Source organism: Janibacter sp. CFPM2_SD2 (assembly GCF_057364645.1).
Map to the genome: position 1 here is coordinate 1 of NZ_JBNFOF010000039.1, position 18,637 is coordinate 18,637.

The window sequence follows — 18,637 nt, forward strand, 5'->3', positions numbered from 1 at the left end:
CGACGACCGGGCGTGACCGGGGCGGCGGAGCCTGGGGGTCGGCGACTCTCCCGCACTCGCGCGCAGGGCACGGCGGGCCGCTCGGGTCTCTGGCTCGACGGGTACTGGCGTGGTCACCACGCGAGGGTAGCGGGCCGCCCGATTATTCTGGGTCGCGATGGCCCGACTCCTGCTCCTCACGGACGACCTGGCGCCGAGCGCCGAGGTCCTGCCGGCCTTGGGGCTGCTCGGGCACCAGGTGCGCACGCTGCCCGCCGAGGCATCGGCGATCATCGACGCCCCCGCCGTCGACGTCGTCCTCGTCGACGCGCGCACCGCGCTCGTCCAGGCCCGCTCGCTGTGCCGCGTCATCCGCGCCACCGGCACCTCCGCACCGGTCATCGCGATCCTCACCGAGGGCGGCCTGACCGCGGTCAACGCCGAGTGGGCGGTCGAGGACATCCTCCTCGAGCACGCCGGCCCCGCCGAGGTCGAGGCCCGGCTGCGGCTGGTCATGACCCGCAGCGACGCGGTCGAGGACGAGGCCGACGAGCGGATCGTCGCCGGGGATCTGACGATCGACGAGGGCAGCTACTCCGCCCGGCTCGGCGAGCGCCTGCTCGACCTGACGTACAAGGAGTTCGAGCTGCTCAAGCACCTCGCCCAGCACCCCGGCCGCGTCTTCACCCGCGCCCAGCTGCTCCAGGAGGTCTGGGGCTACGACTACTACGGCGGCACCCGTACCGTCGACGTGCACGTGCGTCGCCTGCGGGCCAAGCTCGGCAGCGAGCACGAGCAGCTCATCGGCACGATCCGCAATGTCGGCTACCGCTTCGTGCCCGCCCATGACGACGAGGCCGACACCGAGGCGGTGTCCCTGTGACCGTGACCATCACTCCCTTCGACGTGCTGCCGGACGCCCTGGTGGACCGGGTCGCCGCAGGTGCCCTCGACGCGGCCTCCGCCGACGACGTCGCGCCGCTCAGCGAGGCCTTCGAGCTCGCCCTGCCGCGCCCCGGCAGCCACCAGGTCGCGACCGACGGCGACGACCTCGCCGGCTACGCAGCCGTCGCCGAGGACGGGTCCGTCGAGCTCTTCGTGCACCCCGACTCCCGGGCGAAGGGGGTCGGCACCCGCTGCTCGAGCGTGTGCTGCAGGAGCGCCCGGGACGCGCGGCCGTGGTCCCACGGCGACCTGCCGGCCGCCCGCGCCCTGGCCTCCGGCTCGGCCTGCAGGTGGTCCGTGAGCTGCTCGTCCTCTCCCGCGACGTGCGCGAGGGCGACGAGACCGACCCCGGCCTCCCCGACGGCGTGCGGCACCGGACCTTCGTCCCCGGCACCGACGAGACCGCGCTGCTCGAGGTCAACGCCGCGGCCTTCGTCCACCACCCCGAGCAGGGCGCCCTCGACCGGGCCGGGCTCGACGAGCGGATGGCCCAGCCGTGGTTCGACCCCGAGGGGGTCATCCTGCTCGAGGACGACGACCCGAGCCGGCTCGTCGGCTTCCACTGGACGAAGATCGACCCGCCCGGCGGCGACGTCGGCGAGGTCTACGTCGTCGGCGTCCACCCCGACTGCCAGGGTCGCGGGCTCGCCGGCCCGCTCACCGGCCTCGGCCTGGCGCACCTGGCCCGTCGGGGCGTGCGCGAGGTCGAGCTCTACGTCGAGGGCGACAACACGCCGGCGCTGGCGACCTACGAGCGGGCCGGCTTCACCCGCAAGGCCCTCCACGTGATGTATTCACACGAGGTTCACCCCTCGGTGCAAGGATGAGCGCCATGTCGGACGCCTCCGCCCCAGCACCCCGACCGTCGGTCCCGGCTCGCCGACCGGGCGCGGCCCCGACCAGCGACGTCTCGATCACCTCCTCGGCCCCCGACGCCACCCCCGAGCTGCGGCCCCGCGCGGCCAACGGCCGCTTCGTGCGCAGCCGTCCCGAGGACGCGGCGCCCGCCACCGACCTGCCGGTCGACCGCTTCCTCGACCGCGAGATCAGCTGGCTGCAGTTCAACGAGCGGGTCCTGCAGCTCGCGGCCGACGAGAGCGTCCCCCTGCTCGAGCGGGCGCGTTTCCTCGCGATCTTCACGAGCAACCTCGACGAGTTCTTCATGGTCCGGGTCGCCGGCCTCAAGCGGCGCATCGCCACCGGCATCGCGGTGCGCAGCCCCTCCGGGCTCGAGCCGCGCGAGGTGCTCGAGCAGATCGCCCGCATCGCGCACGACCTGACCCACATGCAGACCCGCATCTTCGACGAGAGCGTGCGCCCCGCCCTCGCCGAGGAGGGCATCAGCATCGTGCGGTGGAGCGAGGTCGAGGAGTCCGAGCAGGAGCGGCTCAGCGAGCTCTTCCGCGACCAGATCTACCCCGTGCTCACGCCGCTGGCCGTCGACCCGGCCCACCCCTTCCCCTACATCTCGGGGCTCTCGCTCAACCTCGCCGTCATCCTCATCAACCCCAAGACGGGCAAGGAGCACTTCGCGAGGATCAAGATGCCGCCCTCACTCCCCCGCTTCCTCAAGGTGCGTCGCGCGCAGGCCTCGGTGACCTCCGACCTCTTCGAGGCGCGCTTCGTCCCGCTCGAGGACGTCATCGCCGCGCACCTGCACCACCTCTTCCCCGGCATGGAGGTGCACGAGCACTACTCCTTCCGGGTCACCCGCAACGAGGACCTCGAGGTCGAGGAGGACGACGCCGAGAACCTCCTCGCCGCGCTGGAGAAGGAGCTGATCCGGCGGCGCTTCGGCCCGCCGGTGCGGCTGGAGGTCGAGGAGGACCTCGACGACCACGTCATGGAGCTGCTCAGCCGCGAGCTCGGCGTCAGCGACGACGAGGTCTACCGGCTGCCCGCCCCGCTCGACCTGCGCGGGCTCAACGAGATCGCCGACATCGACCGGACCGACCTGCACTTCCCTCCCTTCGTGGCCCGGACCAATGCCGACCTGGCGCCCGCCGAGTCATCGAAGGCCGCCAACCTCATCGGCCGCATCGCCCGGCAGGACGTGCTGCTGCAGCACCCCTACGACTCCTTCTCCACCTCCGTGCAGGCCTTCATCGAGCAGGCGGCGGCCGACCCGCACGTGCTCGCGATCAAGCAGACGCTCTACCGCACCAGCGGTGACAGCCCGATCGTCGACGCGCTCATCGACGCCGCCGAGGCGGGCAAGCAGGTGCTCGCGGTCGTCGAGATCAAGGCGCGCTTCGACGAGCAGAACAACATCGAGTGGGCCCGCAAGCTCGAGCACGCGGGCGTGCACGTCGTCTACGGCATCGTCGGCCTCAAGACCCACTGCAAGCTCGCCCTCGTCGTGCGGCAGGAGCCCGACGGGGTGAAGCGCTACTGCCACGTCGGCACCGGCAACTACAACCCCAAGACCGCTCGTCTCTACGAGGACATGGGGCTGCTCACCTCCGACCCCGAGGTCGGCGAGGACCTCACCCGGCTCTTCAACCAGCTCTCGGGCGTCGCGCCGCGCAGCAAGTTCAAGCGGCTGCTCGTCGCACCCCGGCACATCCGCGACGGGCTCGTCGAGCGGATCGAGGAGCAGGCGGCGCGCCAGGCCAGGACGGGCGACGGCTACGTCGCGGTCAAGGTCAACTCGCTCGTCGACGAGCAGACGATCGACGCGCTCTACCGGGCCAGCCAGGCCGGGGTGCAGGTCGACGTGTGGGTGCGCGGCATCTGCGCCCTGCGACCCGGCGTGCCCGGGCTGAGCGAGACGATCCGGGTGCACTCGGTCCTCGGGCGCTTCCTCGAGCACTCGCGCATCTTCCTCTTCGGGACCGGCGCGGACCGCCAGGCGTGGATCGGCTCGGCCGACCTCATGCACCGCAACCTCGACCGACGCGTCGAGGCCCTCGTGCGGATCAAGGAGCCGCGCCACGTCGAGCAGGTCTTCGACCTCGTCGAGCGCGGCATGTCGGGCGACTACGCCCACTGGAACCTCGACGGCGACGGCCGCTGGACCCGGGTGCACCAGAACCCCGACGGTGAGCCGCTGCCCGACATCCAGGCCGCGCTCATCGCGATGCACGCCAAGCGCCGCCGCAAGGCCCGGCGCTGAGCATGGCCACCGTCCTGGCCGCGGGCACCCTGCCATGGAGACGTCGTCGGGGGCGCCTGCAGATCGCTCTCGTCCACCGCCCCCGCTACGACGACTGGTCGTGGGCGAAGGGCAAGCTCGACCCCGGCGAGACCTTCCCCGTCGCCGCGGCCCGCGAGACCCTCGAGGAGACCGGGCTGCGCGTGCGGCTCGGCCACCCGCTGCCGACGACGACCTACACCGTCGCGTCGAAGTCGGGGCCGGCGGTCAAGGAGGTGCGCTACTGGGCGGCTGAGGTGACCGGCGGTGACGGCGGCCTCGTCCACGAGGTCGACGAGGTCGCTTGGCTCGAGGCCGGCGAGGCCCTCTCCCGGCTGAGCTATGCGCACGACGTCGCCCAGGTCGAGGCCCTCATGGCCGCCGACTCCCGGGGCACCCTGTCGACCTGGCCCCTCGCCGTCGTGCGCCACGCCAAGGCGCACCCCCGCGCGACGTGGACCGACGACGACTGGCTGCGGCCCCTCGACGACCGGGGCCGCGAGCAGGCCGCCGACCTCGTGCCCCTGCTCGCCGGCTACGGCATCGAGCGCCTCGTGAGCAGCCCCTCGACCCGCGCCAGCGACACCCTTGCCCCCCTACGCGACGGCCATCGGCGAGCGGCTGCGGCTCAAGCCGGGCCTGTCGGAGGAGGGCCATGCCGCCGACCCGGGCAAGGCACGACACCACCTCGGGCGCCTGCTCGAGCGCGGCGTGCCCGCCGCCCTGTGCAGCCACGGCCCGGTCCTGCCCGACCTCGTGGCGCTGCTCCTCGAGCGCGCCGACCCCTCGCTCGCGCCCGGGCTCGTCGGCCGGTCGGTCATCGAGGACGCGCTCTCCGGCGGCCTGGCGAAGGGCGAGGTGCTGCTCGTCCACGTGGTCGGCACCGGCGACGCCGCCCGAATCGTCGCCGCCGAGCGGCACCACCCGCGCGACCGCGGCTGACGCCACACGAGCGGCGCTGTCGCGCGCGTTACATCGCCGACGGCCGGGGCGCGACCCGACCACGCACTGTGCAGCCGTGATTCACCGACTGTTCACCGATCTCGACCCGACAGGTCACCGAGCCTCCCTACCTTCGATGCGTACGACCACGGCGGTCGCGACGGGCTGCCGTCGCGATTCACGTGGCCAACCCCTGTAGAGAGGTTTGACAGACGTGATTCGTTCCACCCGCAGCCGCAAGGCCCTGACCGCCACCGCTGCCCTCGCCCTGACCTTCACGATGGCCGCCTGCAGCGAGTCGGACTCCGGCTCCGGCGCGTCTGGCGACGGCGGCGAGTCCGTCTCCGGCTCGATCAAGGGCATGGGTGCCAGCTCCCAGCAGGCCGCCGTCGAGAAGTGGAAGGCCGACTTCGAGACCGCCAACGGCGGCGCGACGGTCAACTACGACCCGCAGGGCTCCGGCGCCGGCCGTGAGCAGTTCGCCGCCGGTGCGGTCGACTTCGCCGGTACCGACTCCGCCTTCGAGGAGGAGGAGCTCGACAAGGCCAAGAAGGTCTGCGGTGGCGACATCGTCCAGATCCCGGTCTACGTCTCCCCGATCGCCATCGCCTACAACCTCGAGGGCGTCGACAAGCTGCAGCTGAAGCCGGCCACGGTCGCCGAGATCTTCGACGGCAAGATCAAGACCTGGAACGACCCGAAGATCAAGGCCGACAACCCGGACGCCGACCTCCCGTCGACGAAGATCACCACGGTCCACCGCTCGGACGACTCGGGCACCTCGAAGAACTTCTCCGACTACCTGGGCAAGGCCGCCGAGAAGTCCTGGACCCACGAGGCCGAGGACGCCTGGCCGGTCAAGGGCGGCACCGCTGCCAAGGGCACCTCGGGTGTCGTCGACGCGATCGGCAAGGGTGACGGCACCATCGGTTACGCGGACCTCTCGCAGGTCGGCGAGCTGAAGACCGTCGCGCTCGGTGTCGGCGACGAGTACGTCGAGCCCACCGCCGAGTCCGCCGCCAAGATCCTTGACGCCTCCAAGGCCAAGAGCGAGTCCGAGACCGACCTCGCGGTCGACGTCGCCAAGGACACCGAGGAGGCCGGCGTGTACCCCAACGTCCTCGTCTCCTACCAGGTCGGCTGCCTCAAGTACGACGACGCCGCGAAGGCGAAGGTCGTCAAGGCCTGGCTCAACTACGTCACCGGCGAGGAGGGCCAGAAGGCCTCCGCCGAGGCCGCCGGCTCCGCCGAGCTCCCGGCCGAGTGGGTCAAGAAGAACACCGCCGCTGTCGAGAAGATCAGCTGATCCTGATCGCCTCCTGGTGAGGGCCCGGGCGGTGTGCGTCACGCCGCCCGGGCCTTCGCCGCGCCCCTGCCCCTGCTGCTCCCGGAGAGTCACGTGAGTACCGCTTCCTCCGCCCCGTCCCCCCGGAAGGGTGTCCGCCGGCTCGGCGACAAGGTCTTCAGCGGCCTGTCGACGACCTCGGGGGTCTTCATCCTCGTCGCCCTCGTCCTCGTGGCCATCTTCCTGTTCCTGCAGGCATGGCCGGCCGTCACGGCGACCCGAGCGAGGTCCGCGGCGGCGAAGGCCTCGTCACCTACATCGGTCCGCTGCTCTTCGGCACCGTCCTCGCGGCGGTCATCGCGCTCATCATCGCCGTGCCGCTGTCGATCGGCATCGCGCTCTTCATCAGCCACTACGCCCCGCGCAAGCTGGCCCAGGCCCTCGGCTACCTCGTCGACCTGCTGGCCGCGATCCCCTCGATCGTCTTCGGCTTCTGGGGTCTGTCCGTCGTCGGCCCCGGCTCCAAGCCGGTCGGCAACTGGCTCAACGAGCACCTCGGCTGGATCCCCTTCTTCGCCGGTGACGCGTCGGTGACCGGCAAGACGATGCTCGTCATCGGCATCGTCCTGGGCATCATGATCCTGCCGATCATGACGGCCGTGAACCGCGAGGTCTTCCTCCAGACCCCGCGCCTGCACGAGGAGGCCTCGCTGGCCCTCGGCGCCACCCGCTGGGAGATGATCCAGCAGGCGGTCATCCCCTTCGGCAAGTCCGGCATCGTCTCCGGCACCATGCTCGGCCTGGGCCGCGCGCTCGGCGAGACCATGGCCGTCGCGCTCATCCTCTCGCCCGGTCTGCCCTACTCGATCGAGCTGCTCTCCGACAACAGCAGCTCGACGATCGCCGCCGACATCGCGCTCAACCTGCCGGAGAGCTCCGGCGTCGCGGCCAACACGCTCGTCGCCGCCGGCCTCGTGCTCTTCTTCGTCACCCTGCTCGTCAACATGGCCGCCCGCTGGATCGTCTCCCGCCGGGCCGAGTTCTCGGGAGCCAACTGATGACCAACGTCTCCATCCCCACCGGGGGCACCCCCACGACCCGGGCCAGGGCGTCGGCGGCGACACCGCCGCTGCCGGCAGCCTCTCGCAGACCGCCCGCTGGGGCGTCCTCGCCGGGTCCGCGCTCGTCGGTCTGGCCGTCGTCCTCCTCCTCGGCGGGTTCTCGGTCCTGCCGTGGGTGCTCCTCTCCGCGATCGTCTACTGCCTCGCGATCTACGTGGTCAGCCGCGTCACCGAGGGGTCCCGGCACGCGACCGACCGCCTCGTGACCGGCGTCGTGACGACCTTCTTCCTCCTCGCGCTCATCCCGCTCGTCTCGCTCGTCATCGACGTGCTGAGCAAGGGCACCAAGCGCCTGGACGCGGAGTTCTTCACGGTGTCCATGCGAGGCGTCGTCGGCGAGGGCGGCGGTATCGCGCACGCCCTGCAGGGCACGCTCATGATCACCCTCTTCACGACGGTCATCGCCGTCCCGATCGGCATCATGGCCGCGATCTACCTCGTCGAGTACGGCAACGGCAACCGGCTGTCGCGGGCACTGACCTTCTTCGTCGACGTCATGACGGGCATCCCGTCGATCGTCGCCGGCCTCTTCGCCTTCTCGCTCTTCAGCATCTTCGTCGAGCCGGGCTACAAGTCGGGCATCGTCGGTGTCGCGGCGCTGACGATCCTCATGATCCCGGTCGTCGTGCGCAACACCGACGAGATGCTCCGCCTCGTGCCCAACGAGCTGCGCGAGGCGAGCTACGCCCTCGGCGTGCCGAAGTGGCTGACGATCGTCAAGGTCGTCCTGCCGACCGCGGTCGCCGGCATCGCGACCGGTGTCACCCTCGCGATCGCGCGCATCATCGGTGAGACGGCGCCGCTGCTCGTCACCGCAGGTCTGAGCACGTCGCTCAACCCGAACATGTTCAAGGACCCGATGGCGACCCTCCCGGTCTTCGCCTACTACCAGATCATGAACCCGGGCGTGGACAAGCAGCCCTACATCGACCGGGCCTGGTCCGCGGTGCTCGTCCTCATCGTCATCGTCATGGCGCTGAACATCATCGCGCGACTCATCTCCAAGTTCTTCGCCCCCAAGACCGGTCGCTGACCGCAGACAGACAAGGAATCGCTGACGTGTCCAAGCGCATCGACGTCCAGAACCTCGACATCTACTACGGGGACTTCCTCGCCGTGAAGGATGTCAACGTCACCATCGAGCCCCGCTCGGTGACGGCACTCATCGGCCCCTCGGGCTGCGGCAAGTCGACCTTCCTCCGGTCGATCAACCGCATGCACGAGGTCATCCCCGGCGCCCACGTCAAGGGCTCGATCGTCATCGACGGCGAGGACCTCTACGGCAAGGGCGTCGACCCGGTGGGTGTCCGCCGCAAGGTCGGCATGGTCTTCCAGAGGCCCAACCCCTTCCCGACGATGTCCATCAAGGAAAACGTCCTCGCCGGGGTCAAGCTCAACAACAAGAAGATCAAGAAGGCCGACGCCGACGAGCTCGTCGAGACCAGCCTGCGCGGCGCCAACCTGTGGAACGAGGTCAAGGACCGCCTCGACAAGCCCGGCTCGGGCCTCTCGGGTGGCCAGCAGCAGCGTCTGTGCATCGCCCGCACGATCGCGGTCAAGCCCGAGGTCGTCCTCATGGACGAGCCGTGCTCGGCGCTCGACCCGATCTCGACCCTCGCGGTCGAGGACCTCATTGCCGAGCTCAAGGACGACTACACGATCGTCATCGTCACGCACAACATGCAGCAGGCCGCCCGCTGCAGCGACAAGACGGGCTTCTTCAACATCGAGGGGACCGGCAAGCCGGGCCAGCTCGTGGAGTTCGACGACACCCAGACGATCTTCAACAACCCGCGCGAGAAGGCGACCGAGGACTACATCTCCGGCCGCTTCGGGTGAGTGACCTCCCCTTCGTCGGGGAGGCGAAGGGGGAAACGGCGAGGCCGGCGGATCCGACAGGGGGGATCCGCCGGCCTTCGTCGTGCCGGGAGAGTGCGGTCAGACGCCGGTGAGCGGGCGCAGCACCAGCATGAAGAGCACCGCGGACAGTCCCGCGCCGGGGAAGGTGAAGATCCACGCGCCGACGATGTTCTTGGCCACGCCCCACCGCACGGCCTTGAGCGAGCGGGTGGACCCCACGCCCATGATCGCCGCGGTGATCGCGTGCGTCGTCGAGATCGGCGCCTTGAGCATCGTCGCCACGTAGAGGATCGACGCGGCCGTGACCTCGGCGGCGAAGCCCTGGGGCGGGTCGAGGTGGATGATGCCGCGACCGAGGGTGCGCATGATCCGCCAGCCGCCCGAGTAGGTGCCCATCGAGATGACGACGCCGACATGACGAGGACCCACAGCGGGATGTGGTGGTCGGCCGACGACTGGTAGCCCGAGACGGTGAGCGCGAGGACGACGACGCCGGCGGTCTTGGCGGCGTCCTGCATGCCGTGGCCGAAGGCCATGGCGGCCGCGGAGGCGGTCTGCGCCATGCGGAAGCCGCGCTTGGTGCGGCCGGGGTTGGCATCGCGGAAGATCCGCAGGATCAGCTTCATCACGAGGAAGCCGACGACGATGCCGACGACCGGCGAGAGGACCATCGGGATGACGACCTTCTCGAGGATGCCGGCCCACTTGACCGTGGCGCCGGCCGCCAGGGCCGCACCGCCGAGCCCGCCGATGAGGGCGTGCGAGGACGAGGAGGGCAGGCCGAACCACCAGGTGATCAGGTTCCACACGATGGCGCCGAGGAGCGCCGCCGCGCACAGGACGAGACCGAGGTGCCCGCCGGGCGCCTCATGATGCCCTGGCCCACGGTCTCGGCGACCTTGGCGCCGAAGAAGGCGCCGGCGAGGTTGGCCACGGCCGCCATGGCGAGCGCCGCCCGCGGCGTGAGCGCGCGGGTCGACACCGACGTCGCGATCGCATTGGCCGCGTCGTGGAAGCCGTTGGTGTAGTTGAAGCCCATCGCCAACAGGGTGACGACGGCCACGGGGAGGAACTCCACGAGGGTCAGGACTCCTTGATGGCGATGCTCTCGACGCGGTGCGCCACCTGCTCGAAGGCGTCGGCGGCGTGCTCGAGGCGCTCGATGACGTCCTTGTGCTTGATGAGCTCGATCGGGTCGCTCACGCGACCGTCGAAGAGGTCACCGAGCAGCGCGCGGTAGATCTGGTCGCCCTCGTTCTCCAGGCGGTTGATCTCCACCCAGTACTCAGGCATGGCCTTCATGCTCGCCAGGCGCGGCATCGCGTCGGCGGTCAGCTCGGCCATCCGCACGATGACGGCCATCTGGCGGGCGATGCCCTCCATCAGGCCGTCCATGCGGTAGAGCACGATGTGCTGGCCCACGGACTCGAGGATGTCGGTGCAGTCGTCGAGCGCACCGGCGAGCTCGAGGATGTCGCCGTGGTCGAAGGGGGTGACGAAGCTGGAGTTGACCTTGTGGATGATCGCGTGGGTCGCCTCGTCGGCCTCGTGCTCGACCTCCTTCAGACGGGGCAGGAGGCCAGCGCGCTCCTCGGGAGGCGCTGCGAGGAGCTGGGTGAGCAGCTCGGCTGCGGTCACGGCATGGCGAGCGCTGGCGGCGAGGAGCTGGAAGAAGGCGTCGTCGCGAGCGGACGACGGTCGGAAGAAGGCCACGGGGTGGGTCTCCGGATCAGGGGGGGGAACGTGCGGTTGTCGTGCACAGCCTAGAACCGTCCGGCCACCTGTGTGTTATCGGGAGTTCACCACCATCCGGTGGGGATGCGCCGGGTCGGGAGCGCCTCACGGCGCACGGCCGCTCGTGGCGGCGAATTTTGGGACCCGGGGCTACCGCGACCCGGCGCACCGACCCAGCGTAACCGCGACGAAGGTCACCGCATTCCCGCGGGGGGCCTCGCGACCGTGTCGCAGCGCGGCCGACGGGGCCTGACGGAGGTCCCGACCGGGTCAGTCCAACGCGCCGGTCCGCCAGAGCCGGGCACTGGCCTCGAGGTCCTCGGCGGTGCCGACCATGGCCGCGGCGGCCTCGACGTCGCCGTCGTCGAGATGGGCGCGCCCGGTCGCCACGACCCGGCAGAAGGCGGCCGCCCGCTCGAGGGCGACCGCGAGGTCCCCGTCGAAGACTCCCCCGAGGATCCGGTCGGACAGGTCGCGCACCTCGTCCGGCGCCCGGCGGTGACGACGCCGGCGATCGGCGTGGTTGACGTGCGCGACGGCCATGCCGCGCCGTACTCGCGGGCGGCGACCTCCGGCGAGCGCTGGATCCAGGCGCGCAGGACGTAGACCCGCCACAGCGCGCCGGGGGAGGCTGCGCGCGGGCCGATCTGCCCACAGCTGGGCGAGGGGTGTCGATGCCGAGGTCCTCGACGAGCCGCACGAGCCTGGCGGGTCGTCTCCGGCGCAGGCCGACCCCCGGCCCGCCTCGACGACGGTCTGCGCCGCGGCGTGGGCGGCCGCGGCGGTCTCTGCGGGGTCGGGCAGAGTCCCGCCGTGCGCCTCCATGGCGTCGGGACCGAAGTGCAGCGGCCGGCGGGGTCGGCCCGGCTCGCTCATGCTCAGCCCCGGTTGCGGTTGAGCAGGGCGCGCACGAGGGTCACGGCCTCCGACTGCGAGAGCTCGGTGCGCGAGGTCTCCCACGAGGCGTGGAGCAGACGCCGCATCTCGGAGTTGGCCCACAGGTGCTTGCCGCCGAGGTTGGACGCGGCGTCCTGGAGCGCGGCCGCGACGTCACCGTCGGGGGCGAGCTCGGCGATGCCCCAGTCGTCGGCGGTCGCCGCGTCGAGGGTGCGGCCACCGAGCCGAAGGAGAGGGCGCGCTGCTGGCCGATGGCCCGCGGCAGGAGCCACGCGAGGCCGGGGGTCGGGGCGCGCCGGTGCCGCCCTTTGGGCGCGACGCGGAAGGTCGTGTCGCCGGCGCAGAAGGCGAGGTCGCCCGCGAGGACGAGGCCCAGGCCGGAGCCGGCGGCCAGTCCCTGGACGCCGACGAGCACGAGCTTGCTCGAGTTGTTGAGCAGCGAGAAGAGCTCCTCGAGGGCGGCCGCGAGCTCGAAGACCGCGGTCGTCGGGTCCTCGGCCTGCTCCGCCGCGGAGGTGTCGGACCCGACGCAGAAGTCCGCGCCGTTGGCCGTCAGCGTCAGGATGTCGACATAGGGGTCCCCGAGCGCCCGCTCGACCGCCTCGCGCAGGGCGCGGGCCATCTCGAGGTCGAGCGCGTTACCGGCCTCGGGCCGGTCGAGGACGATGCGGGCAAGGCGGTCGGATGCTTCGTACGTGACTCCCACACCACGCACCCTAGCCACCGGGGCGGCGCAGGCCCACCGACCCGGCCCGGCGGCCCGGCGGCCTCGGCCGTCACGGCTCGAGGTCGTGCTCGGGCTCGATGTCGCTGGCGGGCACGAGGTCGTGCTCCTCGAGGGCCACGCGCAGCTGCTCGGCCGAGTTGATGTTGAGCGGGCTGCTCGTCCACGCCGGGATCGGCAGGTTGAGGAAGCGCTTCTCCTTGACGGCCGGCAGGTCCCGTGTCGCCGGGTTGCTCTCGAGGACCTTGACCTTGTCCTCGAAGCTCTGCCCCTCGTAGGCGACGAAGGCGAAGAAGTCGGGTTCCGAGGAGACGAGCTGCTCCCACGAGACCTCGGTCCACGTGTCCTTGACGTCGGCGGTCGCGTTCTTCGCCCCCGCTGCCTCGATGATCGCCTGCGGCGCGCCGAAGGACCCGGAGGTGAAGATCTGCTTCGTGCCGGAGTCGAAGACGAAGACCGTCGGGGGCTTCGTCGCCTGGGGTGCCTCCTCGAGCGCGGCGCGCCGCCGGGCGATGTCGTCGTTGACCTCGGTGGCCCGGTCCTCGTGACCGGTGATCCGACCGAGGTTGTCGATGTCGGCCGCCATGGCCTTCCACGGCGGCATCGTCCCGCGCTTGCCGTCGGCCTGGCGGCAGCTCTCGGAGAGCACGTAGCCCGAGATGCCCCGGTCCTCGAGGAGGTCCGGGGTGAGCTTCTTCTCCTCGGTGTAGCCGTAGTTCCAGCCGGCGAGCATGACGTCCGGTCGCTGCGCGATGACGTTTTCCATCGTCGGGTAGTCCTTCGTCGCCACCGGGAGGGCGTCGACGACGTCGGCGCCGTAGGCGGTGGACAGGGCCTGCCGGGTGTCGCTCAGACCGCTCACGCCGGCCACCTGGTCCTCGGCACCCAGGGCCAGCACCATCGCGAGCAGGTTGCCGTCGCCACCGACGTACATCCGCTCCGCCGGCGAGGGGAAGGTCGCCTCCTGGCCGCAGTTGGTGATCGTCACCTGGCCCCCGGCAGAGGGTGCGTCCGCGCTGCTCCCACCACCGCAGGCGGCGAGCAGTCCGACCGCGAGGACCGCGGCGGTGGCCCGGGCAGGGCGAAGGGAGGTCATGCGTGGGCCTTCCGGTGGGCGGGTGCGGGCGCTCCTGCGCCCACGACGAGGTGGACCCGGCCGGTGGCCGGGTCGGTGAGGTGCCGTGCCTCGACGTCGAAGACCTCGCGCAGGACCTCGGGGGTGAGCACGTCGGCGGGGTGCCCGACGCCGTGCAGCCGGCCGTCGTGGAGGACGGCGACGGCGTCGAAGTGGGCGGCCGCGAGCTGCAGGTCGTGCACGGCGGCGACGACGGTGCAGCCGAGGGCCCGGACCGTCTCGAGGAGCTGGATCTGGTGGTGCACGTCGAGGTGGTTGGTCGGCTCGTCGAGGACGAGCAGGCCGGCGCCCTGGGCAATGCCGCGCGCGAGCATGGCCCGCCGGCGCTCGCCGCCGGAGAGGTGCTGGCACGGGTGGTCGACCTTGTCGACGAGGTCGACGTGCTCGAGCGCCGCGAGGACGAGGGGACGCTCCCCCTTCGCGTCGAAGGCCCACGGCGGCCGGTGCGGGATCCGGCCCATGGCGACCATCTCGCCGACGAGCAGGTCCTCCGGCGGGCCGTCCTCCTGCCCGACGTGCGCCAGGCGGGTCGCCCGCTGACGCGGGGTGAGGCTCGCGAGGTCGGTGCCGTCGACGAGCACGGTCCCGGCCGCGGCGGCGCAGGCCGGTGAGGGCCCGGCAGGGAGCGTCGACTTGCCGCTGCCGTTGCGCCCGACGACCGCGAGCATCGACCCGTGCGGCACGTCGAGGTCCACGCCCGAGACGATGGTGTGCCCGCCGATCGCGGCGGCGAGGCCGTGGCAGCTCAGGTGACTCATTCGCCGCCTCCTGCATAGGTGTAGTGCCGCCTGCCGAGGAGCAGGAGGAAGACCGGGGCCCCCACGAGGCCCGTGACGACGCTCAGCGGGATCTCCTGCGGGGCGACGATGGTGCGGGCGGCGACGTCGACCCACAGCATGAAGAGCGCTCCCCCGACCGCGGCGACGGGCAGGACGACCCGGTGGCGGGCGCCGACGAGGATCCGGGCGAGGTGCGGGACGACGAGGCCGACGAAGCCGATGCCTCCGGAGACCGCGACGAGCACGCCGACGAGGACCGACACGAGGACGAAGAGGGCGATCCGCAGCCCCCGCACCGGTACGCCGAGCGCCGACGCCACCTCGGCGCCGGCGGCGAGCGCGTCGAGCCAGGAGTGCAGCGCGACGAGCAGGACGGTGGCGAGCACGACGACGAGCACCGACGGCAGGATCTGCTCCCACACCGAGCCCGACAGGCTGCCGAGCAGCCAGAAGAGCACCGACTGGGTCGCCCGCGGGTCGGCGCTGAAGAAGACGAGGAAGCTCGAGATGGACGAGAAGGCGGCGGACATCACGACGCCGGTCAGCACGAGGCGAAGGGGGGTGATCCCGCCCTGCGCCATCGAGATCCCGAAGACGAGCGCCGTCGCGAGCAGGGCACCACCGAGGGCTCCCGCCGACAGAGCCCACACGCCCAGGCCGCTGAGGACCCCGAGCACGATGACGAGGGTGGCGCCGACCCCGGCGCCCGACGAGACCCCGAGCAGGTAGGGGTCGGCGAGCGGGTTGCGCACGAGTGTCTGCATGCACGCCCCGGCGATCGACAGCCCCGCCCCGACGACGACGGCCATGACGACCCGCGGCGCGCGCAGCTCCCACACGATGGTGTCGTAGGTCGGGTCGCTCCCCCGGCCGCCGGCGAGGCGTGCGCGCAGCACGTCGACGACGCCCGAGACGCTGAGCGGCTCCGAACCGAAGGCGAGCGAGACGACCGCGCTCACCACCGTCGCCACGACGAGCGTGACGAGCAGCGGGACGGTGGGGACGCGTCGTCCACCGGGACGGTCGTGGGACACCGAGGTCTCCAGGTGCATCGGGGGCCTGATCGCGAGGCCCGGTCGGATGAGGCGAGTCAGCAGGTCTTCGGACTCGGGGTCGTCCCGACGGGGTGCCTTCCCGGGCTGGTTGCCCAGTGGCGTCGTACCCCGCCAGTCACCCTCACCGCTGCGCGACAGTCCCGGACTCGCACCGGGTTCCCTCTGCACTGGTGTGCGTCTGACTCGCCACCGAGCCTACGACACCGGCGGCCGCGACCCCCTTCGCCCTCCCTCCGGCACACCCGGCCCCCACCACCACCGCATCTCCCTATGGTCGTGGCATGAGCGAGGACACGAGGACCCAGCGCGAGCGGATGCTCGCCGGAGACCCCTACGACGCGAGCGACCCGGAGCTCGCGGCGGCGAGCGCTCGGGCCCGCGACCTGCAGGACCGCTACCACCGGGTCGACGCCCACGGCGAGGACCCTCGGGCCCTGCTCGCCGAGCTCGTCGGCGAGCTCGGCGAGGACGTCGAGATCCGCCCGCCCCTCTACGTCGACTACGGCGCCCACCTGAGCATCGGGGCACGCACCTTCGTCAACTACGGGCTCACCGCGCTCGACGTCACCCCGATCCGCATCGGCGAGGACTGCCAGATCGGACCTCAGGTGCAGCTGCTCACCGCGACCCACCCGCTCGAGCCCGGCCCGCGCCGGGACAAGGTCGAGGCGGGCGAGCCCATCACCATCGGCGACAACGTCTGGCTCGGCGGCGGCGTCATCGTCTGCCCGGGCGTGACGATCGGCGACGACTCGGTCATCGGGGCGGGCGCGGTCGTCACCCGCGACATCCCCGCGGGGGTCGTGGCCGTCGGCAACCCGGCCCGGGTGGTCCGCGAGCTGTGACCCCCTTCGCCTCCTAGACTCAGGACACACCGACTCGGGGCACACCGCACGGACAGAGGGGACCACCATGCGCGGACGCAGGACCTGGGGTGCGCTCGTCGCGCTGACGCTCGTCGCGAGCGGGTGCTCGCTCCTCGAGGGGGACGACGGTGCCAGCACGAGCACGTCGTCGACGACCACGGAGGCGCCGACGTCGACGCCCGCGACGTCGAGCCTCGAGACCTTCGACCCGCCGCGCACGGGCCGCGACTGGGTCGTCCTCGTCGACGACCCGGCCGAGACCCAGCGCGTCGCCGACGAGCTCGAGGCCGACGGCCTGCCCCTCACCTCGGTCAACACCGCCGTGGGCATGGTGACCCTGCGCACCGACGACACCGACGTGGCCGAGCGGGCGAAGGGGGTCGACGGCGTCACCGATGCCGTCACCGACCGCGCCGCCTCCTGGTCGCCGGAGCCCCCGGCCGAGCCCGACCCCGGCGACACGACTCCCGCAGCGGACCTCCCTTCGCCCCCTCAGGCACCGGAGGGCGGTGACCCCTTCGACGGCTGGCTCTGGGGCATGGAGGCGGTCAACGCCCGGGGCGCGCACGAGGTGACGACGGGGCGGCCCGAGGTGCGCGTCGGCGTCATCGACACCGGCATCGACAAGACGCACCCCGACCTCGCGCCACGGCTCGACGCCGGGCTGTCCAAGAGCTTCGTCGTCAGCGACATCGCCGACATCGACGGCGAGTGCGAGCACGAGAGCTGCGTCGACCCGGTGGGCGAGGACGACGGCGGGCACGGCACGCACGTCGCCGGCACGATCGCCGCCGCGGCCAACGACCTCGGTGTCACCGGCGTCGCCCCCGACGTGACCCTCGTCGACCTGCGGGCCGGGCAGGACGGCGGGCTCTTCTTCCTCGGCCCGGTGGTCAACGCGCTGACCCATGCCGCCGACCAGCGGCTCGACGTCGTCAACATGAGCTTCTACGTCGACCCGTGGCTCTACGCCTGCGAGGGCGGCGCGCCCGGCGACACCCCGGAGCAGGTGGCCTTCCAGGACGTCATGCTCGAGCTCGTGCACCGCTCGCTCGACCGTGCGCACGAGCAGGGCGTGACGCTCGTGACCTCCGCGGGCAACGACGGCGCGGACATGGGCGCCCCGAGCCGCGACACCTCGAGCCCCAACTACGGCGGCGACACCCGCACCCGCCGGGTCGACCCGAAGACCTGCGAGCGCCTGCCGCTGTCCGGCGAGCACGTCATCGCCGTCGCCTCCGTCGACGAGGGCAATGTGCGCTCGACCTTCAGCAACTGGACCTCGCACCCCGACGACGGTCTCGTCGACGTCGCCGCACCCGGCGGCGAGGAGAGCTCGGGTCGCGGCGGCATCCTCTCCGCCGCGTCGCGCTCGGTCGTCACGGCCGAGGGCTTCGTCGACGACGAGGGCCGGGTCACCGAGACCGGCACCGAGATGGTCGTGCGCAGCTGTCCCGAGTCGATCGCCGGCAACGACCCCGACCCGGACGGGGAGTGCGGGCTCTACGTGTGGAACCAGGGCACCTCGATGGCCTCGCCCCACGCCGCCGGGGTCGCCGCGCTGATCATCAGCGCCCACGGCGACCGGATGGCGCCCGACGACGTGGCGCGGCAGCTCGGCGAGAGCGCCACCGAGATCCCCTGCCCCGATGCCGAAGGGAGCGTCCGCTGCATCGGCACGACGGCGGACAACGGCATCTTCGGCGAGGGCGTCGTCAACGCCGACCGCGCGGTGCGCTGACCCCTCCCGGTCGCTGAGGAGGTCGCGCAGCGACCGTCTCGAAGCGCTGCCTCAGCGCACGCACTCACCCGTCCCGACCTCGGCGCTCGCCCGCAGGCCGTCCTCGACGACCGGGCGGGTCTCCTCGAGGGTGAGGACGTAGCCGGTGGTCTCGTCGGAGGGCGACTTCGCGAAGACGGTGCCCACGACCTGGCCCGTCGGCGAGAGGAGCGGGCCGCCCGAGTTGCCCTGCTGGACCCGCGCGTGGATCGAGTAGATGTCGCGGGTGACGCCGAGCGTGCCGTCGATGCCGGCGCCGCGGGCCTGCAGGACGTCGCGGACCCGGCCGGCCTCGAGGTCGTAGGGCCCACCGAGCGGAAACCCCGCGACGACGACGTCGTCACCGTGCGCCTGCCGGTCGCCGGTGGGCAGGGGCGGGCGGCGGTGGAGGTCGGCACGGCG

17 protein-coding genes, 3 pseudogenes and 1 riboswitch are annotated in these 18,637 nt (G+C 71.8%); of the genes and pseudogenes, 11 read left to right on the forward strand and 9 right to left on the reverse strand.

Going from position 1 to position 18,637, the window contains the following annotated elements:
* The first annotated feature begins 157 nt into the window (after positions 1-157).
* Positions 158-862, forward strand: coding sequence for a winged helix-turn-helix transcriptional regulator (locus AC2W7J_RS05835; protein ID WP_421008069.1), 705 nt, complete (start codon positions 158-160; stop codon positions 860-862).
* A 175-nt stretch (positions 863-1,037) separates the two neighbouring features.
* Here the strand turns inward: AC2W7J_RS05835 and AC2W7J_RS05840 are convergent, their stop codons facing one another.
* The gene (locus AC2W7J_RS05840; protein WP_485981756.1) at positions 1,038-1,298 is read right to left on the reverse strand and encodes a hypothetical protein; all 261 of its coding nucleotides are present in this window, start codon (positions 1,296-1,298) and stop codon (positions 1,038-1,040) included.
* Between AC2W7J_RS05840 and mshD the strand changes: the two genes are divergently transcribed.
* From mshD to pstB, 8 genes and pseudogenes are all read left to right on the forward strand, one after another.
* Positions 1,248-1,751 (forward strand): mycothiol synthase, encoded by a 504-nt coding sequence (mshD, locus tag AC2W7J_RS05845; RefSeq protein ID WP_485981755.1) that lies wholly within the window; start codon positions 1,248-1,250, stop codon positions 1,749-1,751. The two genes, AC2W7J_RS05840 and mshD, sit on opposite strands and share 51 nt — an antisense overlap.
* Positions 1,752-1,756: 5 nt before the next feature.
* Positions 1,757-4,039, forward strand: a complete 2,283-nt coding sequence (locus AC2W7J_RS05850; protein ID WP_255186299.1) for an RNA degradosome polyphosphate kinase — start codon at positions 1,757-1,759, stop codon at positions 4,037-4,039.
* Positions 4,040-4,041: 2 nt separating this feature from the next.
* Positions 4,042-4,611 (forward strand): annotated as a pseudogene (locus AC2W7J_RS05855) (NUDIX hydrolase); the annotation flags it as partial.
* A 34-nt stretch (positions 4,612-4,645) separates the two neighbouring features.
* The gene (locus AC2W7J_RS05860; protein WP_485981757.1) at positions 4,646-4,999 is read left to right on the forward strand and encodes a hypothetical protein; all 354 of its coding nucleotides are present in this window, start codon (positions 4,646-4,648) and stop codon (positions 4,997-4,999) included.
* A 214-nt stretch (positions 5,000-5,213) separates the two neighbouring features.
* Positions 5,214-6,305, forward strand: a complete 1,092-nt coding sequence (gene pstS, locus AC2W7J_RS05865; RefSeq protein ID WP_255185113.1) for a phosphate ABC transporter substrate-binding protein PstS — start codon at positions 5,214-5,216, stop codon at positions 6,303-6,305.
* A 93-nt stretch (positions 6,306-6,398) separates the two neighbouring features.
* Positions 6,399-7,342 (forward strand): annotated as a pseudogene (gene pstC / locus AC2W7J_RS05870) (phosphate ABC transporter permease subunit PstC).
* Positions 7,343-7,520: 178 nt separating this feature from the next.
* Positions 7,521-8,438, forward strand: coding sequence for a phosphate ABC transporter permease PstA (pstA, locus tag AC2W7J_RS05875; RefSeq protein WP_485981748.1), 918 nt, complete (start codon positions 7,521-7,523; stop codon positions 8,436-8,438).
* 26 nt (positions 8,439-8,464) lie between these two features.
* Positions 8,465-9,244 (forward strand): phosphate ABC transporter ATP-binding protein PstB, encoded by a 780-nt coding sequence (gene pstB, locus AC2W7J_RS05880; RefSeq protein ID WP_255185110.1) that lies wholly within the window; start codon positions 8,465-8,467, stop codon positions 9,242-9,244.
* A 99-nt stretch (positions 9,245-9,343) separates the two neighbouring features.
* Here the strand turns inward: pstB and AC2W7J_RS05885 are convergent.
* From AC2W7J_RS05885 to AC2W7J_RS05915, 7 genes and pseudogenes are all read right to left on the reverse strand, one after another.
* Positions 9,344-10,343: pseudogene (locus tag AC2W7J_RS05885) on the reverse strand (anion permease).
* Between the two features lie 5 nt (positions 10,344-10,348).
* A complete protein-coding gene (locus AC2W7J_RS05890; protein WP_255185109.1) occupies positions 10,349-10,978 on the reverse strand; it encodes a DUF47 domain-containing protein in 630 nt (209 codons plus the stop codon).
* A gap of 291 nt (positions 10,979-11,269) precedes the next feature.
* Entirely contained in the window at positions 11,270-11,875 is a 606-nt protein-coding gene (locus AC2W7J_RS05895; protein ID WP_485981749.1) for a hypothetical protein, read from the reverse strand.
* Positions 11,876-11,915: 40 nt separating this feature from the next.
* Positions 11,916-12,602 (reverse strand): enoyl-CoA hydratase/isomerase family protein, encoded by a 687-nt coding sequence (locus tag AC2W7J_RS05900; RefSeq protein ID WP_485981750.1) that lies wholly within the window; start codon positions 12,600-12,602, stop codon positions 11,916-11,918.
* 70 nt (positions 12,603-12,672) lie between these two features.
* Complete coding sequence (locus AC2W7J_RS05905; RefSeq protein WP_255185106.1) at positions 12,673-13,716, reverse strand: ABC transporter substrate-binding protein; 1,044 nt, start codon at positions 13,714-13,716, stop codon at positions 12,673-12,675.
* A complete protein-coding gene (locus AC2W7J_RS05910; protein WP_485981751.1) occupies positions 13,713-14,513 on the reverse strand; it encodes an ABC transporter ATP-binding protein in 801 nt (266 codons plus the stop codon). Before AC2W7J_RS05910 ends, AC2W7J_RS05905 begins: the two co-directional genes overlap by 4 nt.
* Positions 14,510-15,568, reverse strand: coding sequence for a FecCD family ABC transporter permease (locus tag AC2W7J_RS05915; protein ID WP_421008057.1), 1,059 nt, complete (start codon positions 15,566-15,568; stop codon positions 14,510-14,512). The genes AC2W7J_RS05910 and AC2W7J_RS05915 overlap by 4 nt, the downstream gene beginning before the upstream one ends.
* Positions 15,569-15,609: 41 nt before the next feature.
* Positions 15,610-15,787, reverse strand: a riboswitch (cobalamin riboswitch).
* A gap of 83 nt (positions 15,788-15,870) precedes the next feature.
* Between AC2W7J_RS05915 and AC2W7J_RS05920 the strand changes: the two genes are divergently transcribed.
* Positions 15,871-16,434, forward strand: coding sequence for a sugar O-acetyltransferase (locus AC2W7J_RS05920; RefSeq protein WP_485981752.1), 564 nt, complete (start codon positions 15,871-15,873; stop codon positions 16,432-16,434).
* Between the two features lie 67 nt (positions 16,435-16,501).
* On the forward strand, positions 16,502-18,196 hold the full coding sequence (locus AC2W7J_RS05925; RefSeq protein WP_485981753.1) for a S8 family peptidase: 1,695 nt from the start codon (positions 16,502-16,504) through the stop codon (positions 18,194-18,196).
* 51 nt (positions 18,197-18,247) lie between these two features.
* Here the strand turns inward: AC2W7J_RS05925 and AC2W7J_RS05930 are convergent.
* A partial coding sequence (locus tag AC2W7J_RS05930) for a trypsin-like peptidase domain-containing protein (protein ID WP_485981754.1) occupies positions 18,248-18,637 on the reverse strand: 390 nt, incomplete at its 5' end.